The organism is Arthrobacter sp. NPDC056493, assembly GCF_042795115.1.
In the GTDB taxonomy this organism is placed as follows: Bacteria; Actinomycetota; Actinomycetes; order Actinomycetales; family Micrococcaceae; genus Arthrobacter.
Window position 1 is genome coordinate 20,608 of the sequence record NZ_JBHTSL010000034.1, and the last position, 11,951, is coordinate 32,558.

An 11,951-nucleotide genomic window follows, 5' to 3' on the forward strand; every position below is an offset into this window, starting at 1 on the left:
TGGGACTACCGGCCGGTGAGGGACCAGGCGTCCTCGGAGCCGTCCTCGTCGTCCCCGGAACTGTCGGCGCCGTCGTAGTAGTCGATGCTCTGGGTGCGGTTGTCCAGGTCGGCGGCAACAAGGTCCTCCGCGTAACCGCCCTGGGCGATGTTGGCGTTGGCGTTGTCGCTGAGCGCGGCGGTCTGCGAATCGGCCGTAGCCGGCGCGTCCTGGCCTTTCATCGCAGCCAGCACGGCGGCGAGGTCGTCCGGCTTAACCAGCACGTCGCGTGCCTTGGAGCCTTCCGACGGACCAACCACGCCGCGTGATTCGAGCAGGTCCATGAGGCGGCCGGCCTTGGCGAAACCGACGCGGAGCTTGCGCTGCAGCATCGACGTCGAGCCGAACTGGGTGGTGACCACCAGCTCCGTGGCCTGCAGCAGGACCTCGAGGTCGTCCCCGATGTCGTCGTCGATCTGCTTCTTCTGCGCTTCGGGTGCGACGTCGTCACGGTACACGGCCTGGAGTTGGCCCTTGACGTGTTCGACCACCTTGTGGATCTCCGACTCCGTGACCCAGGCACCCTGCACACGCATCGCCTTGGAGGCACCCATCGGGAGGAAGAGGGCGTCACCCTGCCCGATCAGCTTCTCCGCACCGGGCTGGTCCAGGACCACGCGGGAGTCGGTGACGGAGGAGGTGGCGAAGGCCATGCGGGAGGGCACATTGGCCTTGATCAGGCCGGTGACCACGTCAACGGACGGGCGCTGCGTCGCGAGCACCAGGTGGATACCGGCAGCGCGGGCCAGCTGCGTGATGCGCACGATGGAATCCTCGACGTCGCGCGGCGCCACCATCATCAGGTCGGCGAGCTCATCGACGATCACCAGGAGGTAGGGGTAGGGGCGGATGACGCGCTTGGAGTCGACGGGCGGCTGGACCTTGCCGGCACGCACCGCCTTATTGAAGTCGTCGACGTGCTTGAAGCCGTAGTTGGCGAGGTCGTCATAACGGGCGTCCATCTCTCGGACCACCCACTGGAGCGCCTCTGCCGCCTTTTTAGGATTGGTGATGATGGGCGTGATGAGGTGGGGCACGCCCTCGTAGGCGGTAAGTTCCACGCGTTTGGGGTCCACCATGACCATGCGGACCTCATCGGGGGTTGCGCGCATCAGGAGGGACGTGATCATGGAGTTCACGAACGAGGACTTACCGGCACCGGTAGCACCGGCCACCAGCAGGTGCGGCATTTTCGCCAGGTTGGCCACGACGTAGCCGCCTTCGACGTCCTTGCCGACGCCCATGACCATGGGATGGTCCGTGCGGCGGGCGTTCTGGCTGCGCAGGACGTCGCCCAGCGACACTGTCTCACGGTCCGTGTTGGGGATCTCGATGCCGATGGCGGACTTGCCGGGGATGGGGCTGAGGATGCGCACGTCACTCGAGGCGACCGCGTAGGAGATGTTCTTGGACAGGGCGGTGACCCGCTCAACCTTCGTGCCGGGCGCGAGTTCGATCTCATAGCGGGTCACGGTCGGGCCGCGGCTGAAGCCGGTCACGGAGGCATCCACGTTGAACTGCTGGAGCGTGTCCGTCAGGGCGGCCACGACGGCGTCGTTCGCTTCCGTACGTTCCTTGGGAACGGATCCGGGCGTCAGCACATCGGACGACGGCAGCGTGTAGGTGACGTCGCCTGCGAGGGACAGTTGTTCAGTGCGCTGCGGAATGGGGGTGGGCAGCGGCGCAGGCGCCACAGGCTTGGACGGCACCTGCACGGCAGCACCGGCAGTGGCACCGGGTGCGTTCGCGGAGCCGGTCATGCCAGGGACCACGAGCGGAATGGCTTCGGTGGCGTTCTCGGCGTCGGCGCCCTTGGCGCCGAGCCCCTGGGCTGCCTTGATCTTCTCGACGGCGATCTCCGCCTGGGTGGGGCGCCGGACTCCGGGGGCCACGGCAGGGGTTCCCTTGCCAGCATCCGGTGACGGGTCGTCGTCGTCGACTACGGCATGCTCAAAGGCTTCGTCTCCGACGTAGCCCTCCAGCCGGGGATCGGCGTCCTCGTCCTTGCCGAAGAGCCGCCTGCGCTTCTTCCTCGGGGCAGGAGGGCTGTTTTCGTAAAGATAGCTGCGGTCGTGGGCGTCGCCGTCGTTCTCCTGAAGGTCGATGCCCATAAGGTGCTCATAGGCGCCGAGCAGCCGCCGCGGAATCGCACCGAACGGCGTGGCCGTGACGATGAGCACGGACACGAACGCCAGCAGTCCGTACAGGACCACCGGGACGGCTGGGTGAATGGCGGCCAGCGGGGAGGCTGCCAGGAATCCCAGCATGCCGCCGGCCTGCCGCAGCCCGTCGAAGCCCTCGCTGACGGTCGGCTGGCCGCCCACGATGTGCGCGATGCCGCAGCCGGCGAACGTCATGATGAGAAAGCCGATCCCCACGCGGTTGTTTCCGCGTCCGTCAACAGGCTGCCGGAACAGCCGGCACGCGCACACGAAGAGCATGAGCGGCAGGATGAGCGACATCCAGCCGAACGTGCCGTTGATCACGGCGTAGACAGCGTCCGGGAACCAGCCGCGGAAACCCCACCAGGCGAACGTGGCAATGAAGACCGCCAGGGCCAGGTTGAACAGGGCAGCCCCGTCACGGCGGTCTTCGGGTGCGATGTCGCTGACGTCCTGGCCGATGCGGCGCACTCCCCCGCCCACCAGGTGGCCGATGCCCAGCCAGGCCCCGCCGGCAACGCGCAGCAGCCACTGCTGCCGGTGTTCGACGGCGGGAAGCTGGCGCGTGCGGGCGCTGCCGCCTGACGATCCGGCCCGGCCGGATTTGGCCGCCGGGGAGCCGCTGCGGCCTGCGGATGCGCCCGTTTTACTGCTGGAGGTACGTTTTGGCGCGGGGGAAGTACGAGTGGCCATATCTGCCACGGTACTCCACCGCAGCCGCGGAACCGCGGATTTCCGGGCCTTCGGGGGCTGTGTTCAACGATGGTCAGCCCCGCCGGAACCGCCGGAACCGCCAGTCAGGCCTCCAGAACCACCGGGATGATCATGGGACGCCGGCGCAGCTTGCGGTTGACCCACGTGCCGATGACCCGGCGGACGATCTGCTGCAGCTGGTGGTTGGTGTGGTCGGCGTTGCTGAGCACGGCCTCCTCCAGCGCGGCGTTGATCTTGGGAATGATGTCGTCGAAGACCGAGTCGTCCTCGGCCACGCCGCGAGCATGGATCTCGGGTCCGGAGACAACCTTGCCGGTGGCCCGGTTGATGACCGTGATGATGGAGATGAAGCCTTCGTCGCCCAGGACGCGGCGGTCCTTGAGGTCCGCGTCAGTGATCTCGCCGACGCTGGAGCCGTCCACGTACACAAAGCCGACCTCGACCTGGCCGACGATGTCGGCCTGGTGGTCCCGCAGGTCGATCACGGTGCCGTTGTCCGCAAGCAGGATGCTGGCCGCCGGAACGCCCGACTCCTCCGCGATCTTGCCGTTGGCGATCAGGTGGCGCGTCTCGCCGTGGACCGGCATGGCGTTGAGCGGCTCGAGGATGTTGTAGCAGTAGAGCAGCTCCCCTGCCGCGGCGTGGCCGGAGACGTGGACCTTGGCGTTGCCCTTGTGGATCACATCGGCGCCGAGCTTCAGCAGGCCGTTGATGATGCGGAAGACGGCGTTCTCGTTGCCGGGAATGAGGCTGGACGCCAGGATGACAGTGTCGCCTTCCCCTACCACCACGCGGTGGTCGCCGTTGGCCATGCGGGACAGCGCGGCCATGGGTTCACCCTGGGAGCCGGTGGACATCAGCACCACCCGGTTGTCCGGCAGCGTGTCGATGTTCTTCAGGTCCACCAGGATGCCGTCCGGCACGTGCAGGTAGCCGAGTTTGGCGGCGATGGCCATGTTCCGCACCATGGAACGTCCCACGAAGGCGACGTTGCGGCCGTGTTTGGCCGCCGCGTCCAGGACCTGCTGCACGCGGTGGACATGCGAGGAGAACGATGCCACGATGATGCGCTTGCTGGCCTGGCCGAAGAGCCGGTCCAGGGTGGGGCCGATCTCCTTCTCCGCGGTGGTGAATCCCGGGACGTCGGCGTTGGTGGAGTCGGACATGAACAGGTCCACGCCCTCTTCACCCAGCTTGGCGAAGTGCCGGAGATCGGTGATGCGGCCGTCGAGGGGCAGCTGGTCCATCTTGAAGTCGCCCGTGTGCAGCACGGTTCCGCCGGCTGTGCGGATGAAGACGGCCAGGGCGTCCGGGATGGAGTGGTTGACTGCCACAAACTCGCACTGGAACGGGCCGAACTGCTCCACCTGCCCCTCGGTGACGGACAGCGTGTAGGGCCTGATCCGGTGTTCCTGCAGCTTGGCTTCAATCAGTGCCAGGGTCAGCTGGGAGCCAACGAGCGGGATGTCGTTGCGGAGCCGCAGCAGGTACGGAACGGCTCCGATGTGGTCCTCGTGGCCGTGCGTGAGGACCACGGCGACGATGTCGTCGATCCGGTCCTCGATGTAGGAGAAATCGGGCAGGATCAGGTCAACGCCGGGCTGGGTTTCCTCGGGGAAGAGGACGCCGCAGTCGACAACCAGCAGCTTGCCGTCGATTTCGAACACAGCCATGTTCCGGCCGATTTCGCCCAGCCCGCCCAGCGGGACAATCCGCAGGGTGCCCTGGGGAAGGCGGGGAGGGGTAACGAGGCCGGGGAGGGCTACTTGGGTCATAATGCACTTCTTTCCAGACGGAAGAGTGCCGGTCTCAGTCCGTCAGGAAAAGACCAGCCCTCCCTCCGCCAAGTCCTCGCGGATGGTTTCGATCTCGGCTTCGTCCGGCTCCACGAGGGGCAAGCGGACAATCGAGTTGGGCAGGACTCCCTGCCATTTAAGAATTTGTTTGGCTGCAACGGCACCCTGGACACGGGTCATGGTTGCGCGTATTACCGGCTCAAGCTCGAAGTTGATCTTGCGGGCGGTTCCGAGGTCGTTCGCGTTGACCGCGTCGATGAGCTCCCGGAAGCGGCGGGTGGCGACGTGCGTGGTGACGCCCACGAGGCCCACGGCGCCCAGGGCCATCCACTGCAGGGTCAGGCCGTCGTCGCCGGAGTAGAAGGCAAGATCGGTCTCGGCCAGAACGCGGGTGGCTGCAGCGAAGTCGGCCTTGGCGTCCTTGACGGCCACGATGTTGGGGTGCTGTGCCAGCCGGATCATGGTGTCCGGGGCGATCTCGATGGAGGACCGTCCGGGGATGTCGTAGAGCATGACGGGCAGGTCCGTGGCAGAGGCGACCGTCTCGAAGTGTGCCCGGACGCCGGCCTGGCTGGGCTTGTTGTAGTAGGGCGTGACGATCAGCAGGCCGTCGACGCCCAGCTTGGCGGCCTCCTGGGACAGGTGCACGGAGTGGGCGGTGTCGTTGGTGCCGGTGCCGGCGATGACGGCGGCACGCCCGCCAACAGCTTCCATCACGGCGCGGAACATTCCGAGGTTTTCCTCGTCGGTGAGGGTGGACGTCTCGCCGGTGGTTCCCGTGACGACGAGGCCGTCGCAACCGTCGTCAACGAGCTTGCTGGCCAGTTCCGCGGCCTGCTGGTAATCGACCTTGCCGTCAGTGGTGAACGGGGTGACCATGGCGGTCAGGAGGGTGCCCAGGGCAGGAATGTTCGCGGAAGTGTTTGCCATGGGAAAAACGTTACCCTGTCACGTGCAGGTTAGGACAATGGCCGCCGCGTGATGATCGTCAAATTCCGGCGCGGACGCTACCCGCGGTACCGATCCAGGGAACCCCGCCGCAGCACAGCGGTAACCACTTCCGTTCCGTTACTCCCCGCCTGCTGCATGGACAGCCCGTCCGGCCCCCAGAAACCGCTCAGGCCGCAGGACGGTCCCAGCGGCGTGCGGCCACCGAGGTTGGCAAGGACGCCGTACATGCGGTTGTCCATGGCCCGGGCCCCGAGGTGCAGCCCCAGCCGGTGGCCTTCCTCCTGCGTATAGAGCGCCGAGACGGCATACACGTCGGCTCCTGCCGCGGCGGCACCACCGGAGTGTGCCGGATGGGCAGCATCGAAGCAGATGGCCAGTGCGATCTTCCAGCCGTCCACGTCCAGCAGGAGCGGTTCCCGGCCCAGTTCAAGCGCAGGCCCGCCAACAAGTCCTGCATGGGATTCGTAGCCTGGCCCAGCTTCGAACAGTGCCTGTTCGTCGCCGTGAAGGTGCGTCTTGAAGCCGGCTTCCTCCGTGCCGTTCGGGTGGACGGCCAGAGATGCGAGCCGCAGCGTGCCGTCCCCTTCCCGGAGGGGCGCCCCGACGACGGCGGTGATCCCGGTCCTGCGGCAGATCTCCCGGATGGGGTCCAGCCGATGGTCCCCGGGCGCCACCCACTGGTCCCCGCCCGAGTGGTCGCCGCCCCGCCGGTCCCCGCCGCGGAGCAGCGGCAGGTCGTACCCCGTGAGCGAGAGCTCGGGAAACACCACCAGCCTGGCACCGTGCGAGTCGGCGTCCTCGATGAGGCGCACATGCTCAGGCACGTTGGCGTCGATGCCGCCGCCCAGGGCCTCGTACTGGATGGCGGATACGGTCAGCGGGGCGGTCACGAGCCCATCCTAATATGTGACGGATTCTGTCAAGTGGGCAGACGGCTGCGGGCCCGGGGGGTGTGCTGTCCGGTGGGCTGGTTGTTTGTTGTGGGGCCGCGACCGGTTGTCGGTGGGGGCCCTGTCGTTGTGGCCGTGGTGTCTGGGCCGGGTGCTCAGCGTGTCGTTGGCGACGGCGTGGTCAGACTAATATGCGCGGGTTGGTTACCGCAGGGCGAAGGTGTTCGGCTGGAGGATATCGCTTCTCTAGTGTCGGGCGTGGCTTTTTGGGGGCTGCCCATAGGATGGACGCGAGTTCGCTCCACGCGCTGCGAGGTTACCGACGGACCAGACATCCCGGAGTTTTTCAGTGCCGCTGCCGTGCGGCGGTGGTTTGTGCTTCGTTGGCCAGGGACCAGCACCAGCCTGCCAGTTCCCGGGCAATGGCGACGTTCGCGACCACGGGCCGTTTCCGGTGTTCGAGGTAGACGAGCCAGCGATCATGCAGGCGGCGGTTGCCGGCCTGCCCGCGGGCCCGGGCTGTGGGGGTCGCCGCTTCCCAGCGGGAGCGCATCAACACCGATGGGTGCGTGTAGGGTCTGCGGTGGTGCCAGGCGGCTTCGATCAGGAGCCGGCGGGCATGGGTGTTCCCGGTCTTGGTGATGCCGCCCTGGGAGCGGCGCTGGCCCGAGGAATTCTCCGTAGGCACCAGACCCAGGTAAGCGCCGATCGTGCGGCCGGTGAAGCGGTTCCAGTCCCCAATCTCCACGGCCAGCCCAAACGCGGTCAGCGTCGAGATGCCGCGCAGGCATTCCAGCGCCCTCACCACGGGGGTGTATTCGCTGTCGTAGGCCAATTTCGTGATGGCTGCATCCGGGCGGTCGCGGCGGGCCAACGTTTCGGTGACGGTCTCGAGGGCCAGGTCGAAGGTCAGCTGCAGGGCCGGAGAATCGAAACGTTGCCGGTAGAGCCACGACATGTGGGCCAGGGTCCAGGTATCCCCGCCGCTGTAATGAATGCCCTGGCGCAGCAACAGCTTCGAGACCCGGTGCCGGGCCCGCATCAGGTCCCCGCGGGTATCTTCCCGGGCCCGGACCAGGTCCCTGGCAGCTTCCTGCCCGGGATCCGGAACAGTGACCTCGGTGATCTCATCGAGTTTCAACAGCCGGGCCAGATGCAGGGCGTCGTTCCGGTCCGTTTTCACCCTGTCCCCGGGCGGGCGTTGAAGCTTGGACGGCGCCGCGACCACACAGTCAACACCGGAGCTCCGCAGGAACCTGGCCAGCGTGAAACCTGTCGGTCCGGCCTCGTAAACCACCCGGCACGGGCCAGGCAGGGCCCTGATCCAGGCCAGAATCTCAGCATGGTCCGGCGTCAGCCGGCCCCGGAGAACCTCGCCGGTCTCACCATCGATCGCGCACGCAACAACCGACAGGGCGTTGACATCCAGGCCGACGTGAGTACGCTCGTGCATAGCTGGAACCTCCAAACTTCAAATGTGGCTCTGCCCCAATGGATTAAGTCTGGGAACAACCCACGCGAGATTGAAGAGAAGGTTCCAGCCCCACCAATTCCTGGCCCTTCTGACAGAGGTCATTCACGCCGGGATGGTTTCCGGACCGCGGCCACCCGGAAACGAGCCATGCACCAAAGCCCGCGGTCCGGAACCGCCCGGCGATAATGGACGAATCAGAAGGGCCAGCACCCCAGCCCCGGCCACAACCCCTCAGACATATCGTCTAGGCCGGGCCGGCCCCCGAGCAGTATCTCTCCACGGCGGCCTCCCGCAGTGATTCGGCCCACAGGGTGAGGCGCTGCGCGGCGCGGACGTAGTGGAACAGTTCCATGGGCGTCAGAGCTTCGACGTCCGTTTCAGACAGCCGGCGGGCAAGCTCGGCTCCCGGCGTCTGGTCGGAGAGTGCAACACCTTCCCGGCCCCACTGGATATCCTCGGCAGGCTCCCCCGCCACGAGTTGCCGGAAAAGGAAGTCCACCACACCCGGGCTCATCGCCTTCAGCGGATCACCCTTGAGCGGGTCAGCCCTGGGCAGGTCAGCCTTGGCCGCTTCAGCCCTGGACACTTCAGCCCGGGACACTTCAGCCCGGGGCGCTCGGGCCGTGAGGGGGTCAGTCCTGAGCTGGGGCCCGCCAGGCCTCCGCCCTTCCAGCCCGTGACCTGCCGAACGCCCCGATGACTTCTTCATGCCCGAAATACTATTCGAACATATATTCGAATACAAGGCCTGGGCTGGACTCATTCTGGATGCGGGGTGTGACAAAGCGCGGGCCCAGGGCCGCCCGCCGGGTTTTTGTCCTGTCCCGCCGCATGCGCGGGTGCGTCACTGGGAGGTACGACGGCGACCCGCCGCCTTCCGCCGCCAGCCGGAGGTGCCCCGATGCGCAAGATCATCCTGATGATGTCGGTGTCCCTGGATGGATTCTTCGAGGGGCCCGGCCGGGACATCAGCCGGCATCTGGTGAACGACGAACTCCTCGGCCACCTCAACGACCGGTTCCGCACTATGAGTGCCTTCATGTCCGGACGCATCACCCACGAGCTGATGGCCGGTTCCTGGCCTACAGCGGACCAGGATCCCGAACTCCCGGCGCCCATGGTCGAGTTCGCCGGGATCTGGCGCGGCATGCCCAAGTTTGTGTTTTCGCGGACCCTCACCGGGGCCGGCTGGAACACGACGGTGATTCACGACGTCGTGCCTGAACAAATCGCGGAACTGCAGGCCCAGCCCGGCGGCGGCTAGGGGCCCGGCGCCAGGGGTTCACGAAAATCAGTGCGCCATGGCTGATGTGAGACGATCACACCATGACCTCGCGGAGCACGGCTGCATCTTCCAAGACAGCGAAGGGGCCAGCCACAGGCGTCCGACTGGCCGGCATTGACGCTGCCCGCGGCCTGGCCCTCCTTGGCATGATGGCCACCCACCTGCTCCCGACCTTCGAGCCCAACGCCGCGCTGACCCCGACCTGGGTGGGCCTGACATTCTCCGGCCGCGCCGCTGCCCTGTTTGCCGTGCTCGCGGGAATCGGCCTGGCCCTGTCCACCGGTAAGCAACAGCCCCTCGACGGACCCGGACTGACGGCGGCACGGCGCGGCATCGCGATGCGCGCCCTGGTGATCGCCGTCGTCGGGCTCGCGCTCGGCGGACTTGACGTCAACATAGCCGTGATCCTGGTGCATTACGCCGTGCTGTTCCTGTGCATCCTGCCGTTCATCGGGCTGCACCTGTCGGCCCTGTGCGCCTGGGCCGCGGGCTGGATCCTGCTTTCCCCGCTGATTGCGTTCCTCCTTCGGCCCTGGCTCATGGCCGCGGATCCGCCGCTGCAGCTCAACCACAACCCGGGGTGGGAAGACATCACCGCCCCGGGCCAACTGCTGGGCGACCTGTTCCTGACGGGGTACTACCCGGTCTTCCAGTGGATTTCTTATCTGCTGGTGGGGCTCATCATCGGCAGGCTCGCCCTGACCACGGCAATCGTTCCCGTGTTGCTGCTGCTCGGCGGCACCGCAGTAGCGGCCTTCTCGAAGGTCCTGGGCACGGCGGCGATGGCGCAATGGGGTGGCCGCGCCGCCCTGCAGGACATCCTCACCGACCCCAACTATCCGCTGGACAGCCTCCTGCAGGTCAATCTGGCCGGCGTCCGGCAGGAGGGATCGTGGTGGTGGCTGGCCAGCAGCGCCCCCCATTCCGGAACCACGCTGGACCTGCTGCATACCAGCGGCGTGGCGGCCGCCGTCGTCGGCCTTTGCCTTCTGGTGGGCAGGCTGGGACAGTGGCTGGCCCTGGACCTGCTGCTTCCGCTGCGCGGACCGGGGGCCATGACGCTGACGCTGTACACCGCCCATGTGTGCGTGGTGGCATCGTTCCATCTCAAGCCGTTGCCGGCGGGGTGGACCGAGGACGGCATGTACTTCGCCCACGCGGCGCTGGCCGTGCTGATCGGGATGCTCTTCGTCATCCTGAAATGGCGGGGTCCGCTGGAATGGCTCGGGCACGCCGCCAACCAGGTGGGCCGGCACCAGCCGGCAAGAGTCCGCTAACCGGACCCCGACCAGGCGCGGCCCGGGCCACGGGCCCGAGGGCGGCCGGGCCGAGGGCCCGAGGGCGGCCGGCCCAATGGCCCGAGGGCGGCCGTGCCGAGGCTAGCGCACCACAGCGTCGCCGGAGGCGCGGAACAGCCGCACCGCATCGCGCATTGAGGAACGTGCCCGCTTCCGGTCTCCCGACGCGTCGTAGGCGCAGCTGAGCCGGAACCAGGACCGCCAGTCGTCCGGGGCCGCTTCCGTTTCCGCGCGGTACTTCTCGAATTCCTGGTCCGCGGCAGCCCGGATGATCCGGCCGGCGGGGGTGCGGGGCAGGTTGTCCTCCGGCAGGCCGCCTTCCGCCTCCAGCACCCGTGCCATCTGTTCGGTCCGGGCACCGAAGAGAAGTTCCCGGATCAGGGCCCAGGCGCCAATCACGGGCAGCACGAGGTACGCCGCGCCGATGGCTTTGGCCACCGGCTCGGCGTCGGTCAGCAGCAGGATGGAGCGCTGGAAGGACACCACAAGATAAAAGACCAGCAGGAGCGTCACCGCGCCCACCCAGATCTTGGTGCGGTTTGTCCTCAGCCAGCCAAGAAGCGGTTTCACTGCGTTACAGCCCCAGGTCCAGGTAGCCGTCCAGGCCGACGGTGAGCCCCGGGTGCGCCGCGACGTTCCGCACGCCGAGGAGCACGCCCGGCATGAACGAAGCGCGGTCGAAGGAATCATGACGGAGCGTCAGCTGCTCCCCCGGACCGCCGAGCAGGACTTCCTGGTGCGCCACCAGCCCGCGGAGGCGGACACTGTGCACGCGCACGCCGTCCACCTCGCAGCCGCGGGCGCCGGCCAGTTCAGTGGTGGTGGCATCGGGGCTGGGGCCGACGCCGGCCGCTTCACGTTCCGCCGCCACCAGCTGGGCGGTGCGGACGGCGGTGCCCGACGGCGCGTCCACCTTGTCCGGGTGGTGGAGTTCGATGATCTCCACGGATTCGAAGTACTTGGACGCCTTGGCGGCAAATGCCGACGTGAGCACGGACCCGAGGGCAAAGTTGGGTGCAATCAGCACACCGACCTCCGGGTGGCCGGACAGCAGGGTCTCCAGCGACTCCAGCCTGCCCAGATCCCAACCCGTGGTGCCCACCACCGCGTGCATGCCATTTTCGACGGCGAAGCGGACGTTTTCCTCGGTACTCTCCGGGACGGTGAGGTCGACTACGTACCGGGCACCGGCGTCGAGCAGGGAATCCAGGGAATCGCCGCGTCCCAGCGCGGCGACGAGCAACATGTCCGGAGCGGCCTCCACAGCTTTGACGGCCTCGGCGCCCATGCGCCCGTTTGCGCCCAGAACGGCGACAGGAAGTTGTTGGGTCATGGATTCAAC

General features: G+C 67.2%; 10 protein-coding genes. 2 read left to right on the forward strand and 8 right to left on the reverse strand.

Annotation, left to right across the window (positions count from 1 at the left end; genetic code table 11):
- Window positions 1-5: 5 nt before the first annotated feature.
- The 6 genes from ACFQ50_RS14445 to ACFQ50_RS14470 all read right to left on the reverse strand — a co-directional run bounded on the left by ACFQ50_RS14445 (window position 6) and on the right by ACFQ50_RS14470 (window position 8,735).
- Complete coding sequence (locus tag ACFQ50_RS14445) at window positions 6-2,894, reverse strand: DNA translocase FtsK (RefSeq protein ID WP_377996232.1); 2,889 nt, start codon at window positions 2,892-2,894, stop codon at window positions 6-8.
- 104 nt (window positions 2,895-2,998) lie between these two features.
- Window positions 2,999-4,690 (reverse strand): ribonuclease J, encoded by a 1,692-nt coding sequence (locus ACFQ50_RS14450; RefSeq protein ID WP_377996233.1) that lies wholly within the window; start codon window positions 4,688-4,690, stop codon window positions 2,999-3,001.
- Window positions 4,691-4,732: 42 nt separating this feature from the next.
- Complete coding sequence (gene dapA, locus ACFQ50_RS14455; RefSeq protein ID WP_377996234.1) at window positions 4,733-5,641, reverse strand: 4-hydroxy-tetrahydrodipicolinate synthase; 909 nt, start codon at window positions 5,639-5,641, stop codon at window positions 4,733-4,735.
- Window positions 5,642-5,718: 77 nt separating this feature from the next.
- Window positions 5,719-6,552 (reverse strand): carbon-nitrogen hydrolase family protein, encoded by an 834-nt coding sequence (locus tag ACFQ50_RS14460; RefSeq protein WP_377996235.1) that lies wholly within the window; start codon window positions 6,550-6,552, stop codon window positions 5,719-5,721.
- A gap of 346 nt (window positions 6,553-6,898) precedes the next feature.
- On the reverse strand, window positions 6,899-8,005 hold the full coding sequence (locus tag ACFQ50_RS14465; protein WP_377996236.1) for an IS110 family transposase: 1,107 nt from the start codon (window positions 8,003-8,005) through the stop codon (window positions 6,899-6,901).
- A 265-nt stretch (window positions 8,006-8,270) separates the two neighbouring features.
- Complete coding sequence (locus tag ACFQ50_RS14470; RefSeq protein WP_377996237.1) at window positions 8,271-8,735, reverse strand: hypothetical protein; 465 nt, start codon at window positions 8,733-8,735, stop codon at window positions 8,271-8,273.
- A gap of 192 nt (window positions 8,736-8,927) precedes the next feature.
- Here ACFQ50_RS14470 and ACFQ50_RS14475 point away from each other — a divergent pair, with 192 nt between their 5' ends.
- Both ACFQ50_RS14475 and ACFQ50_RS14480 read left to right on the forward strand, forming a co-directional pair.
- Window positions 8,928-9,290 (forward strand): dihydrofolate reductase family protein, encoded by a 363-nt coding sequence (locus ACFQ50_RS14475; RefSeq protein WP_377996238.1) that lies wholly within the window; start codon window positions 8,928-8,930, stop codon window positions 9,288-9,290.
- A 62-nt stretch (window positions 9,291-9,352) separates the two neighbouring features.
- A complete protein-coding gene (locus ACFQ50_RS14480) occupies window positions 9,353-10,588 on the forward strand; it encodes a heparan-alpha-glucosaminide N-acetyltransferase domain-containing protein (protein WP_377996239.1) in 1,236 nt (411 codons plus the stop codon).
- Window positions 10,589-10,690: 102 nt separating this feature from the next.
- Here the strand turns inward: ACFQ50_RS14480 and ACFQ50_RS14485 are convergent, their stop codons facing one another.
- Window positions 10,691-11,179, reverse strand: coding sequence for a hypothetical protein (locus ACFQ50_RS14485; RefSeq protein WP_377996240.1), 489 nt, complete (start codon window positions 11,177-11,179; stop codon window positions 10,691-10,693).
- A gap of 4 nt (window positions 11,180-11,183) precedes the next feature.
- Entirely contained in the window at window positions 11,184-11,942 is a 759-nt protein-coding gene (dapB, locus tag ACFQ50_RS14490) for a 4-hydroxy-tetrahydrodipicolinate reductase (protein WP_377996241.1), read from the reverse strand.
- Window positions 11,943-11,951 lie beyond the last annotated feature (9 nt).

What these genes read in the sequence shown, in the direction of transcription:
- ACFQ50_RS14445 (WP_377996232.1), bottom strand. Translation starts at nt 2,894, where the DNA reads ATGGCCACTCGTACTTCCCCCGCGCCAAAACGTACCTCCAGCAGTAAA.
- ACFQ50_RS14450 (WP_377996233.1), bottom strand. Translation starts at nt 4,690, where the DNA reads ATGACCCAAGTAGCCCTCCCCGGCCTCGTTACCCCTCCCCGCCTTCCC.
- dapA (WP_377996234.1), bottom strand. Translation starts at nt 5,641, where the DNA reads ATGGCAAACACTTCCGCGAACATTCCTGCCCTGGGCACCCTCCTGACC.
- ACFQ50_RS14465 (WP_377996236.1), bottom strand. Translation starts at nt 8,005, where the DNA reads ATGCACGAGCGTACTCACGTCGGCCTGGATGTCAACGCCCTGTCGGTT.
- ACFQ50_RS14470 (WP_377996237.1), bottom strand. Translation starts at nt 8,735, where the DNA reads ATGAAGAAGTCATCGGGGCGTTCGGCAGGTCACGGGCTGGAAGGGCGG.
- ACFQ50_RS14475 (WP_377996238.1), top strand. Translation starts at nt 8,928, where the DNA reads ATGCGCAAGATCATCCTGATGATGTCGGTGTCCCTGGATGGATTCTTC.
- ACFQ50_RS14480 (WP_377996239.1), top strand. Translation starts at nt 9,353, where the DNA reads ATGACCTCGCGGAGCACGGCTGCATCTTCCAAGACAGCGAAGGGGCCA.
- dapB (WP_377996241.1), bottom strand. Translation starts at nt 11,942, where the DNA reads ATGACCCAACAACTTCCTGTCGCCGTTCTGGGCGCAAACGGGCGCATG.